The 22249-nt window shown below is 67.3% G+C and carries 20 protein-coding genes and 2 tRNA genes; 8 read left to right on the top strand and 14 right to left on the bottom strand.

Going from position 1 to position 22249, the window contains the following annotated elements:
- Positions 1 to 22: 22 nt before the first annotated feature.
- Complete coding sequence (gene leuC / locus ACQP1O_RS09515) at positions 23 to 1447, bottom strand: 3-isopropylmalate dehydratase large subunit (protein ID WP_433565463.1); 1425 nt, start codon at positions 1445 to 1447, stop codon at positions 23 to 25.
- Positions 1448 to 1563: 116 nt separating this feature from the next.
- Between leuC and ACQP1O_RS09510 the strand changes: the two genes are divergently transcribed.
- The gene (locus tag ACQP1O_RS09510; protein WP_433565462.1) at positions 1564 to 2265 is read left to right on the top strand and encodes an IclR family transcriptional regulator; all 702 of its coding nucleotides are present in this window, start codon (positions 1564 to 1566) and stop codon (positions 2263 to 2265) included.
- A 253-nt stretch (positions 2266 to 2518) separates the two neighbouring features.
- Positions 2519 to 3019: a pyridoxamine 5'-phosphate oxidase family protein gene (locus ACQP1O_RS09505; protein WP_433565461.1), complete on the top strand. Its 501-nt coding sequence runs from the start codon at positions 2519 to 2521 to the stop codon at positions 3017 to 3019.
- Between the two features lie 96 nt (positions 3020 to 3115).
- On the opposite strand, the gene ACQP1O_RS09500 is transcribed toward ACQP1O_RS09505, so the two are convergent.
- From ACQP1O_RS09500 to ACQP1O_RS09485, 4 genes are all read right to left on the bottom strand, one after another.
- Positions 3116 to 3188, bottom strand: a tRNA-Glu gene (locus tag ACQP1O_RS09500).
- A 69-nt stretch (positions 3189 to 3257) separates the two neighbouring features.
- Positions 3258 to 3329 (bottom strand) — tRNA-Gln (locus tag ACQP1O_RS09495).
- A gap of 157 nt (positions 3330 to 3486) precedes the next feature.
- Positions 3487 to 4953 carry a glutamate--tRNA ligase gene (gene gltX / locus ACQP1O_RS09490; protein WP_433565460.1) on the bottom strand — a complete coding sequence of 489 codons (1467 nt, stop codon included), beginning with the start codon at positions 4951 to 4953 and terminating at the stop codon, positions 3487 to 3489.
- Between the two features lie 13 nt (positions 4954 to 4966).
- Positions 4967 to 5740, bottom strand: coding sequence for a fumarylacetoacetate hydrolase family protein (locus ACQP1O_RS09485; protein WP_354837894.1), 774 nt, complete (start codon positions 5738 to 5740; stop codon positions 4967 to 4969).
- 326 nt (positions 5741 to 6066) lie between these two features.
- On the opposite strand from ACQP1O_RS09485, the gene ACQP1O_RS09480 reads away from it, so the two are divergent.
- Positions 6067 to 7245, top strand: a complete 1179-nt coding sequence (locus ACQP1O_RS09480; RefSeq protein WP_433565459.1) for an MFS transporter — start codon at positions 6067 to 6069, stop codon at positions 7243 to 7245.
- Between the two features lie 288 nt (positions 7246 to 7533).
- On the opposite strand, the gene ACQP1O_RS09475 is transcribed toward ACQP1O_RS09480, so the two are convergent.
- Together ACQP1O_RS09475 and ACQP1O_RS09470 are read right to left on the bottom strand one after the other, a co-directional pair.
- Positions 7534 to 8541 carry a 3-isopropylmalate dehydrogenase gene (locus ACQP1O_RS09475; protein WP_379463545.1) on the bottom strand — a complete coding sequence of 336 codons (1008 nt, stop codon included), beginning with the start codon at positions 8539 to 8541 and terminating at the stop codon, positions 7534 to 7536.
- Positions 8542 to 8718: 177 nt separating this feature from the next.
- On the bottom strand, positions 8719 to 9030 hold the full coding sequence (locus ACQP1O_RS09470; RefSeq protein WP_433565458.1) for a hypothetical protein: 312 nt from the start codon (positions 9028 to 9030) through the stop codon (positions 8719 to 8721).
- 35 nt (positions 9031 to 9065) lie between these two features.
- Here ACQP1O_RS09470 and ACQP1O_RS09465 point away from each other — a divergent pair, with 35 nt between their 5' ends.
- Positions 9066 to 9308: a hypothetical protein gene (locus ACQP1O_RS09465; RefSeq protein WP_433565457.1), complete on the top strand. Its 243-nt coding sequence runs from the start codon at positions 9066 to 9068 to the stop codon at positions 9306 to 9308.
- 76 nt (positions 9309 to 9384) lie between these two features.
- On the opposite strand, the gene serA is transcribed toward ACQP1O_RS09465, so the two are convergent.
- Positions 9385 to 10983: a phosphoglycerate dehydrogenase gene (gene serA / locus ACQP1O_RS09460; RefSeq protein ID WP_433565456.1), complete on the bottom strand. Its 1599-nt coding sequence runs from the start codon at positions 10981 to 10983 to the stop codon at positions 9385 to 9387.
- Positions 10984 to 11099: 116 nt separating this feature from the next.
- Entirely contained in the window at positions 11100 to 11246 is a 147-nt protein-coding gene (locus tag ACQP1O_RS09455; protein WP_433565455.1) for a hypothetical protein, read from the bottom strand.
- A gap of 716 nt (positions 11247 to 11962) precedes the next feature.
- Between ACQP1O_RS09455 and ACQP1O_RS09450 the strand changes: the two genes are divergently transcribed.
- The gene (locus tag ACQP1O_RS09450; protein ID WP_433565454.1) at positions 11963 to 12766 is read left to right on the top strand and encodes a nucleotidyltransferase domain-containing protein; all 804 of its coding nucleotides are present in this window, start codon (positions 11963 to 11965) and stop codon (positions 12764 to 12766) included.
- Positions 12767 to 12851: 85 nt separating this feature from the next.
- On the opposite strand, the gene ACQP1O_RS09445 is transcribed toward ACQP1O_RS09450, so the two are convergent.
- Entirely contained in the window at positions 12852 to 13070 is a 219-nt protein-coding gene (locus tag ACQP1O_RS09445; RefSeq protein ID WP_433565453.1) for a cold-shock protein, read from the bottom strand.
- A gap of 479 nt (positions 13071 to 13549) precedes the next feature.
- Positions 13550 to 15580, bottom strand: coding sequence for an ATP-binding protein (locus ACQP1O_RS09440; protein WP_433565452.1), 2031 nt, complete (start codon positions 15578 to 15580; stop codon positions 13550 to 13552).
- 281 nt (positions 15581 to 15861) lie between these two features.
- On the opposite strand from ACQP1O_RS09440, the gene ACQP1O_RS09435 reads away from it, so the two are divergent.
- Together ACQP1O_RS09435 and ACQP1O_RS09430 are read left to right on the top strand one after the other, a co-directional pair.
- Positions 15862 to 16959 (top strand): heparan-alpha-glucosaminide N-acetyltransferase domain-containing protein, encoded by a 1098-nt coding sequence (locus ACQP1O_RS09435; RefSeq protein ID WP_433565451.1) that lies wholly within the window; start codon positions 15862 to 15864, stop codon positions 16957 to 16959.
- A 116-nt stretch (positions 16960 to 17075) separates the two neighbouring features.
- Positions 17076 to 18083: an MBL fold metallo-hydrolase gene (locus ACQP1O_RS09430; protein WP_433565450.1), complete on the top strand. Its 1008-nt coding sequence runs from the start codon at positions 17076 to 17078 to the stop codon at positions 18081 to 18083.
- A gap of 39 nt (positions 18084 to 18122) precedes the next feature.
- Here ACQP1O_RS09430 and ACQP1O_RS09425 read toward each other — a convergent pair whose 3' ends face one another.
- Positions 18123 to 18572, bottom strand: a complete 450-nt coding sequence (locus ACQP1O_RS09425) for a winged helix-turn-helix transcriptional regulator (RefSeq protein ID WP_433565449.1) — start codon at positions 18570 to 18572, stop codon at positions 18123 to 18125.
- A gap of 81 nt (positions 18573 to 18653) precedes the next feature.
- On the opposite strand from ACQP1O_RS09425, the gene ACQP1O_RS09420 reads away from it, so the two are divergent.
- Complete coding sequence (locus ACQP1O_RS09420; protein ID WP_433565448.1) at positions 18654 to 19334, top strand: nitroreductase; 681 nt, start codon at positions 18654 to 18656, stop codon at positions 19332 to 19334.
- 12 nt (positions 19335 to 19346) lie between these two features.
- On the opposite strand, the gene ACQP1O_RS09415 is transcribed toward ACQP1O_RS09420, so the two are convergent.
- Both ACQP1O_RS09415 and ACQP1O_RS09410 read right to left on the bottom strand, forming a co-directional pair.
- On the bottom strand, positions 19347 to 19847 hold the full coding sequence (locus ACQP1O_RS09415; protein WP_433565447.1) for an N-acetyltransferase family protein: 501 nt from the start codon (positions 19845 to 19847) through the stop codon (positions 19347 to 19349).
- A gap of 4 nt (positions 19848 to 19851) precedes the next feature.
- Positions 19852 to 21921: a neutral/alkaline ceramidase gene (locus ACQP1O_RS09410; RefSeq protein ID WP_433565446.1), complete on the bottom strand. Its 2070-nt coding sequence runs from the start codon at positions 21919 to 21921 to the stop codon at positions 19852 to 19854.
- Between the last annotated feature and the right edge of the window lie 328 nt (positions 21922 to 22249).

Raw genomic sequence — 22249 nt, 5'->3', positions numbered from 1 at the left:
CTGGGCCGCTACCGGAATGTGATCAGTTCAGATCCGCAGGTGAGGACAGGGTTCCGCGCACTGCGGTGGCCGCGGCGACCAGCGGCGAGACCAGGTGCGTGCGACCGCCCTTGCCCTGTCGCCCTTCGAAGTTCCGGTTCGAGGTGGCGGCGCAGCGCTGACCGGGGGAAAGCTGATCCGGGTTCATACCCAGGCACATCGAGCATCCGGGCTGGCGCCATTCCGCGCCCGCGGCGGTGAAAATCTCGCCCAGACCCTCTTTTTCCGCCTGCAGCCGCACCCGCATCGAGCCCGGCACGATCAACATGCGTACACCGTCCGCGACCTTTCGGCCCGTCAGAATGTCTGCGACCGCGCGCAAATCCTCGATCCGGCCATTGGTGCACGAACCCACGAAAACCGTGTCCACGGCGACATCCCGCAGCGGAGTGCCCGGCCGCAGGTCCATGTACTGCAGCGCCTTCTCGGCGGCCGCGCGCTCGTTCTCGTCGAAGATCTGCTCCGGATCCGGTACCGAGTCGCCCAGCGGCGCACCCTGTCCCGGGTTGGTGCCCCAGGTGACGAAGGGGGTCAGCGCGGACGCGTCGATGTGGACCTCCGCGTCGAAAACCGCGCCCTCATCGGTCTTCAGGGCGTCCCAGGCGGCCACGGCGGCCTCCCAGTCCGCGCCCTCGGGGGCGTGCGGGCGGCCCTTCAGGAACTCGTAGGTGACCTCGTCGGGCGCGACCATGCCCGCGCGGGCGCCGGCCTCGATCGACATGTTGCACATGGTCATCCGGGCCTCCATGGACATGCCGCGCACCGCCTCGCCGCGGTACTCCAGCACGTAGCCCTGGCCGCCGCCGGTGCCGATCTGCGCGATGACCGCCAGGATCACGTCCTTGGAGGTGACGCCCGCGGGCAGCTGCCCGTCGATATTGATGGCCATGGTCTTGAACGGGCGCAGCGACAAAGTCTGCGTCGCCAGCACGTGTTCCACTTCCGAGGTGCCGATGCCCATGGCCAGCGCGCCGAACGCACCGTGGGTGGAGGTGTGCGAATCACCGCACACCACCGTGGTTCCCGGCTGGGTCAGGCCCAGCTGCGGGCCCACCACGTGGACGATGCCCTGATCGAGATCGCCCATCGGATGCAGGCGCACACCGAATTCCTCGCAGTTCTTGCGCAGCGTCTCGACCTGCAGGCGCGACACCGGATCCGCGATCGGCTTGTCGATGTCGATGGTCGGGACGTTGTGGTCCTCGGTGGCGATGGTGAGATCCGGGCGGCGCACCGGGCGACCCGCGGCGCGCAGTCCGTCGAACGCCTGCGGGCTGGTGACCTCGTGCACCAGGTGCAGGTCGATGTAGATGAGGTCGGGTTCGCGATTCGCGCCCTCGCCCGCGCCGCGGACGACGACGTGCTGGTCCCAGACCTTCTCCGCCAGAGTGCGTGGCCGGTCGGCCATAACTGCTCACCTCTCGATTGACATACCCACGCCCGGGCTGGGGACGCGGGGGCTGGCGTCCGAGCTGGGAGCGGCTGGTTTGCATTTCCCAACATGCGAGACGCTAATATCGTTCTATGAGACAGCATAGCGGTATCGGGGTTCTGGACAAAGCGATGGCCGTCCTGCACGCCGTAGCCGAGCAACCCTGCGGCCTCAACGAGCTCTGCGCCCGCACCGGCCTGCCCCGCGCCACCGCGCACCGCCTGGCCGTGGGCCTGGAAACCCACCGCATGCTGGCCCGTGACAGCCAGGGTCTGTGGCGGCCCGGCCCGGCCCTGTCGGAGCTGGCGACAACCGCCAGCGACCCGCTCCTCGACGCCGCCGCCACCATCCTGCCGCGCCTGCGGGAGATCACCGGCGAGAGCGTGCAGCTCTACCGGCGCGACGGCAATGCCCGCATCTGCGTGGCCGCCATGGAACCCGCCGCGGGCCTGCGCGACACCGTGCCGATCGGGGCACGCCTGCCGCTCACCGCGGGCTCGGCCGCCAAAGTGCTACTGGCCTGGGCCGATCCCGAGATGCAGCGCACGGTCCTGCCCGAGGCCGTCTTCGGCGAGCGGGCCCTGGCCGAGGTGCGCCGCCGCGGCTGGGCGCAGAGCGCGGCCGAGCGCGCGGCCGGCGTGGCCAGCGTGTCCGCGCCCGTGCGCGACGCCGCGGGCGGTGTGGTCGCGGCCGTCTCGGTATCCGGACCCATCGACCGCATGGGCCGCCGGCCGGGCGCACGCTGGGCCGCCGATCTGGTGGCCGCCGCCGACGCCCTCCACAAGCGCCTCTGACGGACTTTGCGGGCCCGGGGCAACCCCCGGGGTGGCCACTGCCGTCACGACAGCCCCACGGGTCGCTCAGCCACCCGACCGCAGTTGCTCGACTTCCCGACCGCAGCCCTCGCCGGATTCCGGCGGGGGCTGCGCTGGCCTCCGGGCCCGGATGCGCCCTTCCCAGGGCCGGATCGGCCGCTCCGGCTGTGAGCGAGGTGACAGGAAATGGCCACTGTGACTGCGCTCATACGCCGTAAATTACAGTCGGCCCATGGGAGTTAATCAACGCGCGCAGATCGTGATGTCCGACCAGGAGATCACCGAATTCATCGAGCGCAGCCGCATCGCCACCATGGCCACGCTGGGCGCCACGGGCGCACCGCATCTGGTCGCCATGTGGTACGCGGTGATCGACGGCGAGATCTGGTTCGAGACCAAGGCCAAGGCCCAGAAGACGGTGAACCTGCGCCGCGATCCGCGCATCACCGTGATGCTCGAGGCCGGCGACACCTACGACCAGCTGCGCGGCATTTCCATCGAGGGCCGCGCGGAGGTCATCGACGACCCCGAAGCGCTGTTCAAGGTGGGAATCAGCGTCTGGGAGCGCTACACCGGGCCGTACAGCGACGAGGCCAAGCCGTTCGTGGAGGCCATGCTGAACAAGCGGGTGGCCGTACGCGTGGTGCCCGAGCGCACCCGCAGCTGGGATCACCGCAAACTCGGCCTGCCCGCCATGCCGCTGGGCGGCAGCACCGCTGGTCAGCGACCATAGGTACCGCCGGTCAGCGACCATGGACGCCGCGGGTCGCACCGCAGTCATACAGAAAAGCGAAGGCCCCCAGCCGGTTGGCTGGGGGCCTTCGCCTTGTAGTCCCGACGGGATTTGAACCCGCGCTACCGCCTTGAGAGGGCGGCGTCCTAGGCCGCTAGACGACGGGACCAGGATGAGATTTCGGCAGACTTTACGGTCCGCCGAAGCTTCTCGAATTCGAGAGCCGAAGCTCTCGCAGCTGGGGTACCAGGACTCGAACCTAGAATGGCTGAACCAGAATCAGCTGTGTTGCCAATTACACCATACCCCAATGACCTGGGCTTTCGGGTCCCTCCCGGGGGAAGCTCCCGACCGCTTTCCGGCCGAGAAGAAGATTAGCAGCATCCCCCGGTAGATACACAAACCGGCTGGTCAGAGGCCGGTTTGTGCATCTTTTCGGATTACTCGGGGCCTTCCCGGAACCGATCTCAGGCGATCCCGGCGAGCGCGGACCGCATGCGGTTCATGGTGAGCTCGCGGCCCAGCAGTTCCAGCGACTCGAACAGCGGCGGGCTGATGTGGGATCCGGTCACCGCGACACGCACGGGCGCGAAAGCCTTGTTCGGCTTGAGGCCCAGCTCGTCGATGAGCGCGGCTTTGAGCGCCTCTTCCAGGGGCGCGACGCTCCATTCCGAAACGCCTTCGAGGGCTTTCACCGCCGCCTGCAGCACCGGAGCGGCCTCGGGGCCCAGATTCTTTTTCTCCGCGGCAGGGTCGATGGCGAACTCTTCGGGCTTGATGAAGAGGAACTTCAGCAGATCCCAGGCCTCGCCGAGCACCTTGATCCGGGTCTGCACCAGATCGGCTGCGGTTTCGAACAGCTTCTCGTCGATCTCGGCGCCGATATGGCCGTGTCCGGTAAGGAACTCGCGCAGCCGGTGAGCAAAATCACCGGGCGTCAGCTTCCGAATATGTTCGGCGTTCAGCGCATCGGCCTTCTTCTGGTCGAATCGAGCCGGATTCGAATTCACCTTCGAGATATCGAAGGCTTCCACCATCTCTGCCATGGAGAACACGTCATGATCATCGGCGATGCTCCAGCCGAGCAGTGCCAGATAATTCAGCAAACCTTCGGGAATGAACCCGCGGTCGCGGTGATGGAAGAGATTCGACTCCGGATCACGCTTGGACAACTTCTTGTTGCCCTGGCCCATCACGAAGGGCAGGTGACCGAACTCCGGGGTGAACTCCGCGACGCCGATTCGTTTCAGCGACTCGTAGAGCGCGAGCTGCCGCGGTGTGGAGGACAGCAGATCCTCGCCGCGCAAAACGTGGGTGATCTTCATCATGGCGTCGTCGACCGGGTTGACCAGCGTATAGAGCGGATCGCCATTACCGCGGGTGAGCGCGAAATCGGGGACCACGCCCGCACGGAAGGTGGTCTCGCCGCGCACCAGGTCGTTCCAGGTGAGGTCCTGGTCGGGCATGCGCAGGCGGACCACCGCCGGGCGGCCCTCGGCCTTGTAGGCGGCGATCTGCTCGGCGGTCAGGTCACGGTCGAAGTTGTCGTAGCCGAGCTTGGGATCGCGACCGGCGGCCTTGTGCCGGGCCTCGACTTCCTCAGGGGCGGAGAAGGATTCGTAGGCCTCCCCCGCCGCCAGCAGGCGCTGCACCACATCGAGATGAATGTCACGCCGCTGCGACTGCCGGTACGGGCCGTACGGGCCGCCGACCTCGGGGCCCTCGTCCCAGGTGAGGCCGAGCCAGCGCAGGGCGTCGAGGATGGCGTTGTAAGACTCCTCGGAATCGCGTGCGGCGTCGGTGTCTTCGATGCGGAAGACGAAGGTGCCGCCGTGGTGGCGCGCGTAGGCCCAGTTGAACAGGGCGGTACGGACCAGACCCACATGCGGTGTGCCGGTGGGTGACGGGCAGAAACGAACCCGGACGTCAGTCATGGCTCTCTTTCGTTCAGCGTTTGGCGGCAACGGGATTGGACAGGGTGCCGATGCCGGAGACGGTCACCGACACGGTCTGGCCGGCCTGCAGCGGGCCGACGCCCTCCGGGGTGCCGGTGAGGATGACATCGCCCGGGAGCAAGGTCATTACGGCGGTGACCCACTCGATCAGCTTCGGAATATCGTGCAGCAGAAGTGAAGTGCGGCTGCGCTGCTTCACCTGGCCGTCGACCTCGGTGACGATCTCCAGATCCGAAGGGTCCAGCGCGGTCTCGATCCACGGGCCGAGCGGGCAGAAGGTGTCGTAGCCCTTGGCGCGGGTCCACTGGCCGTCGTGACGCTGCTGGTCGCGGGCGGTGACGTCATTGGCGACGGTGTAGCCCAGGATCACCTCGTTGGCGCGGGCGGCGGGCACGTCCTTGCAGGGGCGGCCGATGACGATCGCCAGTTCGCCCTCGTAGTCGACCTGAGAAGAGCTGGGCGGCAGGATGATCGGGGCGTTGGGGCTCTGGATCGAGGTGCTCGGCTTCATGAAGATGACCGGGTCGGCCGGGGCCGGGCCGCCCATTTCCTCGGCGTGCGCGGCGTAGTTCTTGCCGATGCAGATCACCTTGCTGGCGAGGATCGGGGCCAGCAGGCGCACGTCGGCCAGCGGCCAGCTGCGACCGGTGAAGGTCGGGGTACCGAACGGGTGTTCGGCGATCTCCCGGACGACGGCGTCGGAACCGTCCCCTTCGATGCTGACGAAAGCGACTCCATCTGGGCTGGCAACTCGACCTAGGCGCATGGTTGGCATCCTATCGACCGGCCTCGACCTGCCCGAACGCGCCCGACCGCGGCGCGGGACGGGAGCGCGGGCCGGCGGCGGGCGGGGTGTCCGCCGGGGCCGCGGGAGCCGGTGGCATCCCGGCCCGCATCACCCCGATCCGAATGTGGAAAGCCCTTATACGCAAGCGAACTCGGGTCCGGCCGGTGAGCTCACAAGATCACCTCGCACGTGTGAGCAAACAGACAGCTCGCCCCGGAAATCGTCTTGCGCATCAGGTGTACCGTAAGGCTCGATGTTCACAGAGTAAGATATCTATTCCACATAGTGAGAAATGAGGTGAGGTCATGGCCACCGTGACAGAGATGAGGACGACTCGGCGGTGGACCATGCTGGCCCTCGGCGTCTTCGCGCAGAGCTCGAGCGCGGTCCTGGTGCACGGCACCGCCTTCTTGCTGCCGGCGCTGACCCAGCGCGGATTGTCGCTGGCCACGGCCGGTCTGCTGGTAGCGATGCCCATGGTGGGGCTGGTCTGCACGCTGATCGCGTGGGGCTGGATCGTCGATCATGTGGGCGAGCGCAAGGCGCTGGTGGCCGGTCCCGCGCTGATGTTCGTGGCGGGCGCGGCCGCGGCGGCCGTCTCCAACTACAGTGCGCTGGGGGCCTTGTTGTTCCTGGCCGGGGCCGGGGCGGGCAGTACCAATGGAGCCAGCGGCCGCGTCATCGTGGGCTGGTTCCCGCCGGATCAGCGCGGGCTGGCCATGGGGATCCGGCAGACGGCGCAGCCGCTGGGCGTGGCGGTCGGCGCGCTGACCATTCCGGCCGTCGCTGCGGCACACGGGTTCTCGGCGGCGGTGCTGGTGCCCGCGGTGATGGCGGGCGCGGCGGCGGTCGGCTGCCTGTTCGGGATTGTGGATCCGCCGCGGCCCGAATCCGCCGGGGGCGCAGGGCGTCCCGCCAACCCGTACCGCGGCGACTCCACGCTGTGGCGCATTCACGGGGTGTCGATTCTTTTGGTGATTCCGCAGGCCACCATCTGGACCTTCGGCCTGCTGTGGCTGCACCGGGATGTCGGCATGTCGCTGCCGGCGGCGGGCGCGCTGGTCACGGCCACCCAAATCCTGGGCGCGGGAGGGCGAATCGGCGCGGGGATCTGGTCGGACCGGGTGGGCAGCCGGTTGCGGCCGCTGCGCACGGTGGCGATCGCGGCCGTAATCTCCATGTCCGCCTTGGCCGTAGCGGCCTGGACGCACCAGTGGTGGGCGGCCGTCCCGATTCTGGTCGCGGCCTCGGTCATCACGGTGGCCGACAACGGCCTGGCCTTCACGGCGGTGGCCGAGATCGCCGGTCCTTATTGGTCGGGTCGCGGGCTGGGTATCCAGAACACGGGCCAGAATCTGGCGGCGGCCGTGATCGCCCCGGCCTTCGGCGCATTGATCACCGCGGCCGGTTTTCCGATCACCTACCTGCTGGCGGCGGTGGTGGCGCTGGCGGCAGTCCCGTTGGTGCCCAGGGGTTCCCGGTGACCGGCTGATCGCCGGCAAATCAGGAAGAGCTGTGCCCGTTAAGTTTTCGCATCCGAATAAAAATGTGCGATATGCCTCACTGGCCCAGGAGGTTTCAACCAAACCCCTCTCAGGATTGCATTTCGGCGACGGAGAGGGAACGGGCGAACAGTGTGAAGTAGTCGGCTTTCGACGATTCGCCGGGTGGTACGGACCAGCGAATCACCTTGCCGGGCTCGATATCCGGCCATGAACAAGGAAAAGCCCCCGTTCCCGCGGTCGCGGGAACGGGGGCTCGACCGTGGAACGCTAGAGCGAGGCGGCGATCCGGTCGCCGACCTCGACGGTCGAGGCGGCACCCGAGCGCGACGCCAGATCCTTGGCGACGGCGGCCTCGATGCGGGCGGCCTCCTCGGCCTTGCCGAGGTGGTTCAACAGCAGGGACACCGAGAGGATCGCGGCGGTCGGGTCGGCCTTGGACTGGCCCGCGATGTCCGGGGCCGAACCGTGCACCGGCTCGAACATGGACGGGTTGGTGCCCGAGGCGTCGATATTGCCGGAGGCGGCCAGGCCGATGCCGCCGGAGACGGCGGCGGCCAGGTCGGTGATGATGTCGCCGAACAGGTTGTCGGTGACGATCACGTCGAAGCGGCCCGGGTCGGTGACCATGTGGATGGTGGCGGCATCGATGTGCTGGTAGGCGGTTTCGATGTCCGGGTACTCCGCGCCGACCTCGGCGACCGTGCGCGACCACAGCGAACCGGCGAAGGCCAGCACATTGTTCTTGTGCACCAGGGTCAGGTGCTTGCGGCGCTTGCGGGCGGTCTCGAAGGCGTAACGGACCACGCGCTCGACGCCGAAGCGGGTGTTGGTGGAGACCTCGGTGGCCACCTCGTGCGGGGTGTTGACGCGGATCGCGCCGCCGGTGCCGGTGTAGGGGCCCTCGGTGCCCTCGCGCACGACCACGAAGTCGATGTCCGGGTTGGCCGCAAGCGGACTGGTGACGCCCGGGTACAGCTTGGACGGGCGCAGGTTCACGTGGTGGTCCAGCTCGAACCGGGTGCGCAGCAGCAGGCCGCGCTCGAGCAGGCCGCTCTGCACCGACGGGTCGCCGATGGCGCCCAGCAGGATGGCGTCGTGCTGCTTGAGCTCCGGGATGACATTGTCCGGAAGGATCTCTCCAGTGGCATGGAACCGCTTGGCTCCCAGGTCGTATTCGGTCTTCTCGACACCGGGCACCACCACGTCGAGCACCTTGAGGGCTTCGGCGATGACCTCGGGACCGATACCGTCGCCCGGAATGACAGCCAGTTTCATGAAATCCATGCTCCGTTCGATAAGGCGCGGGTGATCCTCTCCGCGCTGGCAGGAGAGTCACCGGCCACCATAGCGGGTACGCCCGCAACCCCTTTCACCAGGGCGAATCGCTCCCAACCAGTGGGATCACCGGCCGCTCGCACCGGGTCACGCCGGCAGGCTACGGCGGCACGCGGGCTAGGGCCCGATTCCCGCGCGGCGGCACTCCTGCTGCACGCGCAGGGAGAGATCGTCCTGCTGCCCCGCCACCGTCCGGCACCACTCCTGCGCCTGCGTGCCACACGCCCGCTGCTGCTGACCACCCATTGTCCCGGCGGAAAGCACTGCGACACAACCATTCTCGGAGCGAGAGTAATCCGGCCGATGATCGAACACCGCCCACGCCACCACCCCGATCACAAGCAGCGCGACCACGGCGATGCTCCCGATCACCAGATTCCGCCGTTCCCGCGCGGACAACGGCTCCGTCGGCGGCGTCTTTCCTCGCATTCGTCAATCATGGCGGCGTCGGTAGTGTTCGGTGGATGTTCGACAATCTCCGACTCGAGCGCAAACTTCATCGCTTGGAACGCAAGATCGATCTCATCATCGAGCACCTGGGTATCGACGATCCGGGCAGCATCGTCGACTACAGCGCGATCGACGATCTCCTGCAGCGCGGCAAGAAGATCCAGGCCATCAAGCTGTACCGGGACCTGGACCCGACCGCCGACCTGGCCGAGGCACGGGACGCGGTCGAAGCCCGGGATCGTCGGACCGGTCGCTGAATACTTCCCCTCGAACGCATCGGGCCCCTTCCACTGTCCGTGGCAGGGGCCCTTGTCGCGTTGCGCGAGAGCTATCTCAGTCCAGGCTGACCAGGGCGACCTTGGCCGCGCCGACGGCCTCGGCGATCGCGGTCTGAACGTCGGCCGGGACCTCCTTGTTGACGCGGAGGACGACGGTGGCGCCCTCCTGGTCGAGGTCCTGGGTGAGCTGGGCGGCGAGGATGTCGATGCCCGCGTCGCCGAGCTTGGTGGCCAGGCGGCCGAGCTGACCGGGCTTGTCCTCGTAGGCGAGGACGGCCAGGTTCAGGCCCTCGGCGCGCATGTCGTAGTTGCGGCCGTTGATGTTGACGATCTTCTCGACCTGGGCGGGCTCGGTCAGGGTGCCGGCCACGTTCAGGGTGCGGCCGTCGCCGAACACGGCGCGCAGGTCGACCAGGCTGCGGTGGGTCGGGCTCTCGCTGTGGGTGGTGACCGAGGCCTCGAGGCCGCGCTCCTTGGCCAGCGACGGGGCGTTGACGAAGGTCACCGAGTCCTCGATGAGGGCCGAGAACACGCCGCGCAGAGCCGAGAGCTCGAACACCGCAACGTCTTCCGAGGACAGCTCGCCGCGCACCTGGACCTCGATGGAGACCGGCAGCTCGTCGGCAAGGGCGCCCAGCAGCGCGCCCTGCTTGCGGACGATGTCCAGCCACGGGGCGACGATCTCGTTGACCGCGCCACCGGTGACGTTCACCGCGCCGGGCACGAACTCGCCGGCGAGGGCGAGCTGCACGGACTTGGCGACATCGGTGCCGGCGCGGTCCTGGGCCTCGGCGGTGGAGGCGCCCAGGTGCGGGGTCACCACGACCTGCGGCAGATTGAACAGCGGGCTGTCGGTGGACGGCTCGGTCTCGAAGACGTCGATACCGGCGGCGCGCACGTGGCCGGAGGTGATGGCGTCGGCCAGGGCCTGCTCGTCGATCAGACCACCGCGGGCGGCGTTCACGATGATGACGCCCTTCTTGGTCTTGGCGAGCGTCTCCTTGTTCAGCATGCCCTTGGTCTCAGGAGTCTTGGGCAGGTGAATGGAGATGAAGTCGGCGCGCTCGAGCACCTCGTCCAGGGTCAGCAGCTCGATGCCCAGCTGGGCGGCGCGGGCCGGGGAGGTGTAGGGGTCGTACGCGACGACCTTGGTCTCGAAGGCGGCGAGACGCTGCGCGAACAGCTGGCCGATGCGGCCCAGGCCGATGACGCCGACGGTCTTGCCGAAGATCTCGACACCGTTGAACTTGCTGCGCTGCCAGGTGTGCTCGCGCAGGGTGGCGTCGGCGGCCGGGATCTGGCGGGCGGCCGAGAGCAGCAGGGTGACGGCGTGCTCGGCGGCGGTGTGGATGTTGGAGGTCGGCGCGTTGACGACCATGACGCCGCGCTCGGTGGCCGCGGGCACGTCGACATTGTCGAGGCCGACGCCGGCGCGGGCGACGATCTTGAGGTTCTTGCCGGCCTCGAGCACCTCGGCATCGACGGTGGTGGCCGAACGGACCAGCAGCGCATCGGCTTCCGGCACGGCCGCGAGCAGCTCGGGGCGGTTGGGGCCATCGACCCAGCGCACCTCGACACCGTCGCCGAGCGCGTCGACGGTCGACTGGGCGAGCTTGTCGGCGATCAGAACAACAGGACGGCCTGCTTGGCTCACGGTGGGGTACTCCTGAGGAAGGGTTCCGGGATTTACGGGCGTCAGCTTAATCGGCTGGGATCCGGGGGGTTTTACCGCCTGGTAGGCAACTGCCATCAAAGCTGTGAACTGCAGGTTTACCCGAAGTGCGTGTCGGAGAGCCCGGAACCGGCCTCCGGGAGCACGACTCGGGCGGCAACTTCGGCCGTCAGCATCGGATCCGCCACCGCGCCGTCGGCCGCGGTCCAGATCTGCGCCAGTGACTGCAGCGCTTCGATATTCACAGTGGCAGCCCCGATACCGCTTCTCGCGTGGATCTTTCCGGTGCGTCGGTTCTCGCCTGCGGGTTCCCCCGGCGGCCGGTAGGTCGGCGTCCCAGCAGGCCGGAGTGTCGGCGGCCCGGTCCGCGGCGGCGATCGTGATGTCGGCCACGGCATAGCCGAAGGTAGGGCATTGCCGGGAAGGCGTCTCAGCGAAAGTGCGACCTCGACTTTCGGCTGACTTCGACGGACTCGCGCGCTCTGGAGGCACAATTCAGGGCGTCGAGACACCCTTCACGGATAGCCGAAAGCCCGGCTTCGGAGCTACGGAGTCCAAGGCCGGGCTTTCGAAAGTCGAGTAATCGACGTCAGCAGTTCCTAGCGGCCGAAGGAGCCGGTCCACAGGGTGGAAAGGATGCCGTGCAGCGCGGCCGAACCGGTGTCGAGCAGGCCATTGAGAGCAGCGGAACCGGTGTCGATGATAACGGGGATCATGAAAATACCTCTTCTGAATTCCGTACGAACTTTCTGACGTGGAGCCTATCGGGGCGGTTTCACGGCCCGTTACGGGGGATTTACGTTGTGTGACCGGCGTCACGCAATCCGTATTCTGTGGCCCCATTCATATGAGTGTCGAATTCCCGCCATATAACGTGGATATCACGCCCCTATTTCCGGGGGCATCGGCGCACGGAAAACGCGTGGACCAGCGGGATCCCGGAGCGCTAACGTCGACCGCCATGACCCTGCGCTCGATCCCCGCTTCCATGGACCCGGCGGTGGTCGCCACGATCGACGGCGAACTGGACCGAATCGTGCGCGAACACCGCGTCGACGTGCTGCTCGCCATCGAGAGTGGCAGCCGCGCCTGGGGCTTCCCGTCGCCCGACTCGGACTACGACTGCCGCTTCGTCTACCTCCGGCCGCTGGACGACTACCTCACCCCCTGGCCCGGTCGCGACGTCATCGAGACCCCTTTGGTGGGCTTACTCGATGTCAACGGCTGGGATCTCGTGAAGGCGCTGCGGCTGCTGGTGAACGGGAACGCGGTCCTCATCGAATGGCTGATGTCGCCGATCGCCTACCGCGGTGATACGCAATTCCGGGACGAATTGCGCGCACTGGCCGACGAAGTCGCCGACCGCAACCGGGTGGCCCGGCACTACCTGCATCTCGGCCGCAGGCAATGGCGTCTCTTCGACACGAATCGTTCGTTGAAAAAGGTGTTCTATTCGCTTCGTCCGGCCATGGCATTGCGCTGGCTGCACGAATATCCGGATAGAGCGGTGGCGCCGATGCATTTGCCGACCCTGCTCGACGAATGCGATCTACCCGACGATTTCACTACAGCGGTGAAAGAACTGACGGAATTGAAATCCCGCACCCGGGAAATGGGCACCGGTAGCGTGCCCGAACCGATCACGACGTTCATCTCCGCCGAGTTCGAGCGAGCCGCCGCGGAATTCGCCGGGGACGACCCGGCCCACCGGAAACATGCACAGGCTCTGTCCGCGGAATTCTTCCGGCGTCGGCTGCACGGCTGAAGGAATCCCGAGCATCACACAGCGGCGGCCGCCCCGATCACCTCGGGACGGCCGCCGCGATACGTGTTCGGCGTGAGGCCGCGTCTCAGTAGTCGGCTCCCGCGATGACCCGCACGACCAGCGCCTCGGGCCCCGGCTTGGTGCGCCGCACCTCGAACTCGACCCGCTGCCCCTCCACGAGCGACCGGAAGCCCTCGCCCTCCACCGCGGTGTACTCCACGAACACGTCCGGCCCGCCACCGTCCGGGCTCAGGAACCCGAACCCCTTTTCGCTGTCGAACCACTTCACCGTGCCGTGCACCATTACCAAACCTTCTCGATCCGACCGGACTCCCACGCCCCCGCGCGTGCCGCGTCCATGGTGTCACGCCTGCGGCCCACACGGTCGGCCGCCACGCCCGCCGCAGCCACGACCAGCCCGCACGGCCCTACCTCCCCCATCGAATTTCCCTGCCCCCATGTATCACTCACCCGCCGCTTCTCTCTGCGCCGAGCCCCCTGGCCAACAACGTTCCCGCGCATCCCGTTTCACCTCGAATCCGCACACCACCGCAGCCACTTCCCAACCAGGACTCGCCGCAGGTGCCCGGGCCGGCCCTTCTTCGGCCCGGGCACCGCGCCCCCGCGTCACGCATTGCCGCGTCACGCGGGCCGTGCCCCTCCGGCCCGGCGCTGACGATGCGGCGCGGGTGGCCCCACCCCGGGGTCGCTGGAGATCAGGGACCTCTGCTGGAGGTGATCCGGGCGAATCTCCTCGAGGAGGGCTCCCTGATCTTGGTTTCCTCAGCCGGCGCGCATGTTTCGGGGTGGGGTGTCCTCGTCGGCTTCGGGATCTCGCATGGCGTAGACGCGTTCGAGGAAGTCGCGGTGGGCTCGGAGGGTGGCGTCGAGGAGTTCGCGCCAGGTGCGGCGGTCCACTCGCTGGTCGCTGACCAGGGAGGAGAGGGACGCGGGGCCGAGCCTGTCGATGTGGTCGACGATGAAAGTGAGTCGTCGGCGCGGGAATTGGGCGCCGATGCGGGGGTTCTCGTCGAGGAAGTGGTCGAGCTCGTAGAGATAGTTGACGGCGCGGTTGTACTCCTCGTCGGTGAGGTGGTAGTCCATGCGCTTGATCTCGACGATCCAGAGTTCGCCGGAGTCGTGCAGCAGGACGAAGTCGGGCTCGCGCTTCTCGCTGCCGATGGACGTGGTCACCAGCGGGGTGCCGAATTTCTGTGCGTACCAGCGTTCGAAGCTGGCGCGCACGCGTTTGAGGGATTCGTTCATGCCCAGCGGGGTCCACTCGGGGGCGAGCAGCCAGGGGGCGGATTCGATGAGCTCCTGGAAGGGTCGTTCCAGGGAGCGGCGGTCGTCGATGAGCGAGCGCAGCCGGTTCACCACGGCGACACGCTCACTGGCGATCTGGCCCAGCGAGTAGATCTCGGCCACCCGGGCCCGCTCGAACAGCGCGACCACCACGTCCAGTGCGGGGTCGGCGTCCTCGGCGATCTCCTTGAGGGTGTCGAGCAGGCTGCGCTGCGGGCCCAGCGACAGCGCCAGCCGCAGCATGTTCTCGATGTGCGCGGGATCGTCCATCGAGGCACGATCCTTGTGCGCCACCAGGATTCGCGCCGCATCGAGGATGGAGTCGCGGAACACGCGGTCGCCGGGCGCGATGGCGTCGAGGGTCTCGTGGATGCGGGAGCGCTCGACGAACTCCTCCCAGACCCGGCGGCGGATGGATTTCTCGCCGAGCCTGCCGATCTCCTTGATCAGCGCCCGGCCCCACTGCGCGAGCGCCTCGCCGCGCGGGGAGTTCCACATGATGTCCTGGCGGTCGGAGCGGACGAGATCGTCGTCATCGTCGAGCCAGTCGACGTGGATGGCGCCGACCAGATAGGAGCGCAGTTTGAATTCGCCGGTGAATCCGGAGGAGATACCGAAATCTCGTGTCTGCGCGACGATTTTGCCGCGCGCGTAAATGCGGACCCCGGCCATCGCCTCGTCGCGGTACGGCTGTTTCGAGTAGGCGATCCAGCCCGTCACCGGCAGGAAGTGCCGCCCGAATCGCACCGGCACCCGGCCGGCGTCGATCCGGGTCTCCTCCATGACGTCTATCGGCAGCTGGCTGAGAATGAAGCTCTCCGGGCCGATGGCATTGCGCACCTCCACGCGCCAGTCCGTGCGCTCGATGCCGAAACGGGCCGCCAGCTGCCGGTTCAGCTCCGTCCCCGAATTCACGCGCTTGCGAAAGAAATTCCGCAGGATGATGGTGGTGCCCCGTTGGGAGGTGAAGGTGCCGTCCAGGCGGCCCGGGCGGGGGAAGTAATCGCTCTCGGTGTCGGAGAGCATGTCGTCGAGGTCCATCACGATGTGGGAGACGATCCAGCCCAGAGGTGTTCGGTCCTCGTCCTGGCTGCCGGCCGTGATCACCTCGATGGTGCGGCAGATGCCGAAGGCGGCCAGCTTGCCGATTCCCTTGCGCCCCATGACCGGTCGCCGTCGCTCCCGGGACAGATCGGACCCGGTCCGCACGCGCCGGTCGGACCCGACCATCAGGTAGTGCTCGTTGATCTCCTCGGCGGTCATCCCGTGCCCGTTGTCCGAGACCACGATCTCGTATGCCGGTTCGTCTGCGGCCCTGATGGTTCCGGCCAGCATCGCACCCCACGGCAGCACGACCTCGACCTCGGTGGCGTCGGCATCGTAGGAATTGGCGATGAGTTCGGCCAGAACCGCCGAGACCCTGTCGTAGAGCCGGATACCGAGTTTGTCGATCGCCAGCCGGCTGATGCGCATCGTGTACTTGTGGTCGTCGCGATCATGCGCACCCACACGCACTTCCGGATACATGTCAAGGCCCCCATTGCCCTATCGGCAGCCTTCGTTCAGCTACCTCTGAATTCGATGCAACGCCGATTGATTAACAGCAGGCTGAACATTTACCGACCGCTTAGTCACGGTGTGATTCCAGGATTCACCAACCGATAGCCCACGGCAACGGCAAGGTCTCGGTTACCTCCGCGAGTGTGCAAGCGCCGTTTGGTATCCCGCCGCGGGGCGCCTTCTCGCACAGCCTCACGATGTCCTCATGATCGCGTCGGCACCATACGACCATGACGACCGCACCTACCGCGGCGCCGGCGATCCCGCGCGCGCCCGGTTCCCGAATTCAGGCGATCGACGCCGCGCGCGGCATCGCGGTGCTGGGCATGATCACCGCGCACGTCGGCGTGCTGCGCTCGCCCGCATGGCACGACCCGGGGACCTGGCCGGCAGTCGCGTCGGGCCGCTCCTCGATTCTGTTCGCGACGCTCGCCGGGCTGTCCATCGCGCTGCTCAGTGGACGGCAGCGACCGCCGAGCGGTCCGGAGCTGGTGGCCGTGCGCCTGCGAATCCTGGTGCGGGCCTTGGTGTTGTTCGCGCTCGGCAGCGTGCTGACCATGCTGGACACCGGGATCCCGGTAATCCTGCAAACCTATGCACTGCTGTTCGCGTGCTGCCTGCCCTTCCTCAGCTGGTCACCACGTCGGCTGCTGATATCGGCCACCGGGTGGGCGGTGGCCGCCCCGCCGCTGACGGTGTGGCTCTCGCACCTGATTGCGCCGAGCTGCGCGGCCGACGACTGTTCGGGGGCGCAGCTCACCGATCTGGCGGTGACCGGCACCTATCCGGGCCTGGTCTGGATCACCTTCGCGCTCACCGGACTCGCGCTGGGGCGCTGCGATCTGGGGGCCGCCGCGACCCGGACGCGGATGCTGACCGCGGGAGTGCCGCTGATGGTGCTCGGATACGGCGGCGCGTGGTTGCTGAGCCGGATGGGCGGCTCGGCCGTGTCGGATTGGACCCAGCTCCGCACGGCGGAACCGCACTCCGGCAGCACATTCGAGATCGCCGGATCGCTGGGATTCGCGGTGACGGTGATCGCACTCTTCCTGCTGATCGCAGATCGATTCCACCCCTTACTTTTCCCGCTCGCCGCCGTTGGCGCCTTGCCGCTGACGGTGTATTCGGCACACATCGTGGCGATATGGCTGCTCGACAACCATGTCACCGAGACGCCCGGTAATACCCTGCTGGCGGTGTTCCTCGCGATCACCGTGGCGATGTCGGTGCTGTGGGTGCTCGCTGCCGGCCGTGGTCCCCTGGAGCGTGGCGTGTCCTGGCTCTGCGATCGGGCCACCGCGAGGCCGGGCCGACAGTCGGCAGCGTGACCGGTCACGTGTGGCCGGCGGGCCGGGCATCGCTCGCCGGCGGGTGACAGTGCGGGCGGATCCGGGCAGAATGCGGGCGGGCGATGCCGCCGCGACGCGAGACAAAGGGGTTCCGGGTGCCGAATAGTAAGACCATTGCCGCACGTCAGCGGTTCTTCGGCATCGAGGCGGTGGATCCGGTCAGCGGGTCGGTGCGGGAGGATCAGGTGCTGGTGTCCTGGTTCGGGTGCGCCAGTTTCGCGGTGGCCATGGGCGGCGTGGTGTTTCTGCTGGACGCGTGGGTACCGCGCGGGGCGACCTCCGGATATGTGCCGACCGGGCCGGCGGAGGTCGCGGCGCTGGATCCGGCGGCGATCTTCATCGGGCACGGGCATTTCGATCACGCGGCCGATGCGGGGGCCATCGCGCGGTCGAGCGGGGCGGTGGTGCACGGGACCGCCGAGCATTGCGCGACGGCGCGCAAGCAGGTCGGCGGGGCCGAATTGGCCTGCCAGGAACTGGGTTCCAGCAGGTCGGCGCCGGGCGACCGCTACGACTTCGAGCTCGCGCCGGGGCTTTCGGTGACCGCGGTGCGCCACCTGCATTCGGCGCGGACTCCGCGGCACGAAGGGCCGGATGCGTCCGAGCCGGTGCGGCCCAAGCCCTGTCTGTGCGATATCCGCACCTACCCACCGGGACTGGCCGATGCCGGCCATCTGGCGCGCAATCTGCTCGCGCCGGAAGGTGGCGTGCTGCTGTATCAGTTCAGGCTGGGCGATTTCGTGCTCACCTGGCACGATTCCTCCGGCCCGCTGCTGGACAAGGCACCGCATGTCCTGGATGTGCTGCGCACGCTGCCCGCCTCGGACGTGCATATCGGCGCGGTGCAGGGCTACAACCAGTTCACCAACGGCCTGCGTGACCCGCGCAGCTATATCGAGGCGCTGCGGCCGAAGGTGTTCGTGCCCAACCATCACGACAACTGGCTGCCGTTGATCACCGCCCGGGGCGAGGCGTTCCGGACGCCGCTGCACGAGGAGCTGGCCCGCATCCCCGAGGGCGAGCGGCCGGAGGTGCGGATGCTGCTGGACCGCGACGATTACCTCGCGCCGGGGCGGCTCGCCTTCGACCTCGCGAAATCCTGATCGCCGCAATCGGATTCGGCGGCCGACCGCCGAACCGGGTCAGGCCGTCATTCCCGGTCCGGCTTCGGGAGCGACATCGCGCGCGGTGAGTTCCTTTCCGCACGAATCACATTCGAGATGCACGTGGGCCTCCCCCGAGCAGTCGCCATGCCGGTAGTACACCGGCGGACCGGCGGGAGCCATGTGCGTGTCGCCCCAGTCGCGGAATGCCATGAGGATCGGGTACACGTCGTGCCCCTTGGTGGTGAGCCGGTATTCCTCGTAGGTTCCGGTCTCCGTCGGCTGCTTCTCCAGGATCCCGTGTTCCACCAGGCGGTCCAGCCGATCCTGCAGCCGTCCCCGGGAGATGCCCAGGTATGCCTGGAAGCCATTGAACCGGCGTACCCCGGAGAAGGCCGCCTTGAGGATCAGCAGCGTCCACCGGTCGCCGAAGACGACCAGCGACCGCGTGATCGAGCAGGGCTCTTCGGCCAGTTCCTCGTACCGCATCTTCCAATCCTACCTATCTGGTCCTAATATGAGACTGCCTTGAACTGGTCTCGAAATGGAACCAAATACGAAAGGTGACCCATGCCCGATCGCTACTCCGCTCTGGAATCACTGCTGGCCGACCGCCATACCTGCCGGGCCTTCCGCCCCGACCCGGTCCCGCGCGCCGATATCGAATCGATCCTGCGCCTGGCCCAGCGCACACCGTCCTGGTGCAATACCCAGCCCTGGCAGCTGGTCATCACCGACGATCCAGCCGCCACCGACCGATTCCGCAAGGCGCTGGTCGATCACATCGACGGCGCGCCGATCGCGACCGACATCCCGTTCCCGGCGGGCTATCACGGTGTCTACCGCGACCGCCGCCGGGAGTGCGGCGGGGCGCTCTACACCGCGGTCGGCGTCGCACGCGGCGACCACACGGGCAGCATGCGCCAAATGCTCCGCAATTACGAACTTTTCGACGCACCGCACGTCGCGATCCTGACCACCGAGGCGGATCTCGGCACCTACGGCGCGGTCGACTGCGGGCTGTATCTGACGTCGTTCCTGCTGGCGGCGCAGAGCCTCGGAGTGGCGACGGCGCCGCAGGCCGCGCTCGCGACCTACTCGCCGTTCCTGCGGGAGTACTTCGACCTGCCGGCGAATCGCCAAGTGATCGCCGGGGTGTCGTTCGGGTACCCGGATACCGAGCACGCCGCCAACAGTTTCCGGACAACTCGCGCCGCGCTCGATCAGGTGGTCACCTGGCACACCGCGTGAGGAGCGGGGGAATCAGCGGAAGCGGAGGAGCATTGTGATGCTGGTGGTTCCGGCCGGATTGGTCTGCCCCGATCCCGGAACGTCGACGAACCCGAGGCGTTCGTAGAGCCGCCGGGCCGGATTCTCCAAGCGGACACTCAGACTCACGGCGTCGTACTGCTCACGGGCCGCATCGAGGAGCGCGGTCATCAGCTTCGTCCCGAGTCCTGTGCCACGGCTCTCGGGCGCGACACCGATTGCCAGCTCCGGAGTGTCGTCATCGACATAGCCGAAGGCGGCGTTCTCGGCGGCGAACCTGCGCAGCCAGGCCGCGCCCAACAGCACCCCGTCGGTCCCGCCGACCATACCGAGATCGCCTGCAACGCCCCAGCCTTGGACGTAGCGCGCCACGTTCGACTGATCCATCAGCTGTTCGGGCGAGGTCAGGCCACGGTCACGGGCGTGCGACGCCTCGAACAGCATGGCCCACAGGAACTTCTCGTCGGACAGGTCGGCCGGCCGGACAAACACCATGGCCTCAGCCGATCACGAATTCCGCTGATGTTCCAGTGAATTCGTTGATCGTTCCGGCGCCGTCGCGACTGTCGCCGGTGTACTGGATTCGATACCGGCCCGAGGGCGCACTGTCCGGCACCGTCCACTGGATGGTGATGGTGGAGGCGGCGGGCTGCCCGTCCGGACGAGCCCAGTGCAGTTCGGTGCACCAGTCGTTGTCGTCGTAGACGCGCTGCCAGTCGGCGCCGGAGCCCTGCTGGACCTCGAAGTAGGTGCCGTCCAGGCGGAAGTTGTTGTTGGGGTGGGCTCCGACGAACTCCACCGAGACAGTCTGTCCCGCACCGTAGTTCGCGTCCGGCTGGGTGAGGACATCACCGTAGGCGCGACCGGCGTGCGGCAGGTCGGCCGGGACCGGCGGCAGCAGATTCGGCTGAAATCCGAAGGCCCAGTCGAGCGGGGCGGGGCCGCGACCGAGGTCGATGCGCGCCGCCAAAGCCTTTGCCAGCCGGTCGAATTCCTGCATGTGGGCGGAGAGCGTCCAACGTCCGTACAGGGTTTCACCACCTTCGTACTGCTGAGTGACGTACTCCTCGGGAGTGGTGACATATCCGCAGTAGCCATTGGCATAACCCTGCAGCAGCACGTTCTCCATCGGCACGTTCAGCGCCCGCGCCACCAGTCTCCGAATCCGCAGCCCCGACACCACCGTGTACTCCGACGGCCCCGAGGCCAGCACCAGATCGCCGATCCGCATCAGCTGCAGCGGCACGATCTGCGGACACCACGGCCGGGGCGGCAGAATCCCGAGCGGTGCCAGAATCATCTTGGGCGCCTGCACATCTCGCATCCACTGCTCGATCGGCGAATTGATGCCGCCGAGCGCGGCCACCATCGGGTTGGAGTCACCCTCCTGCAGGAACGACAGCTGCGAGTTCCAGTTGTCCTCGGTGCTGGTCGCCATGGCCGCGGCGCCCATCATGGCGGGAGAGGTGCGGGCCGGCTTGCCGTCCGGCGTGTAGTCGCCGTCGATGGCGACATCGGACAGGTTCACGTAGTGCAGCACCGAGTCCACGCCCGTGCTGCCCATGGCCGCCGCGGCGTCGAAAGCCTTTCGGCCCGCCTGATATTGGCGCTCGCCGATGATGGCGCAGTTGGTGCGATTGTCCTCGGTGGGCCCCGACGGATGCATGGGCCGGATCCACAGGTTGGGCGTCATGTCGCCCGCATTGGTCTGCGGGAAGGCGGCCACGAACGACGGCGCGCCGTCCAGGTGCCGCACCCCCATCTCGTCGTGCTCCCAGCGGTAGCTGGCGTAGCCCTTGTTGTCCGCAGAGATGAGGGTGTTGCGGTCGGTCAGCGAGGTGCCGTGCGTGGCGAACCAGGTGATCGCCCCGACGTCCTTGCCGCCCTGCCGGAATCGCAGCACCGTGACCTGCGGATCGATGGCGTCCGGGAACGCCGCCTTGTCCTCGTCCGGATTGGCCTCGAACGCCACCCGCGATCGATTCACACTGGCGTCGTGCAACTCCCCCCGCCCGAGCATGATCGACCCCGGCCCGAGATTCGCGTGCGCCGCGACGATCGCCTTCACGATCCCGTTCACCTCGGCATCATGCGAGTTCTGCTGAAACCCCATGGCCGCAAGCGAATACGCATACTCCCGCGCGGTCCCACCACACGAGTTGTGGTTGTGCGTCGCATTGAGATTGACGTTCCGCTCGGTATACAGATCTCCGAACCGCTGCTGGAGTTGCTGCATCACCACCAGATGCACCGACTGGAACAAGCAGGCGTTGTCCGTATTCACGAACGCAACCCGATCCCCCGTAGCCTGATCCACCACGATGTAGGCCCGCGCATAGCACCGCGACAGCAGCCCCGTCGTAACCTGATCAGCCTCGGAGTACCCCATCATCCCCTGCCCCGCCGGGGCCCCGGTGATGTCCGCGATCCCAACGCCGACAAGATAACCCTGCCCCGCATCCCGATGCCGAACAGGTTGCGCCCCAACCATATTCGCACCAAAAGCCGCACTGGCCCCCACGCCGCCCACCGCAGCACCCACCAGCACAGCCCGCCGGGACAGAGTCATCGCATCCTCACTTCCACACCCGCGACAATGCGAACCAGCCCGCACCCGCCAAAGAGTGAACCTGTTCCATTTCAGGTTTCCCGCAGACTAGTCGGTCACTTGACCAATTTCTAGCCATTGGGGCCGACCCGCGCCCGCCACCCTATCGCCACCTGTGGCATCTCGCTTGCCGCACACACCGATATCCCCAGGTCACCCTCGTTTTCTTCACCCCCAGCAACCCGCGGCGTCAGCGGGCCCGCCCAAAGAGTTTGCGCGGTTGAAACCTCGGCGGGTCTCCCCGATCCGGCGCGATCACCGCTCCCGAACCAACACAGCCCCTTCCACC

It is taken from the genome of Nocardia sp. CA-151230 (genome assembly GCF_050942175.1).
GTDB lineage: Bacteria > Actinomycetota > Actinomycetes > Mycobacteriales > Mycobacteriaceae > Nocardia.
This window is presented reverse-complemented; position numbering and strand designations above follow the sequence as displayed.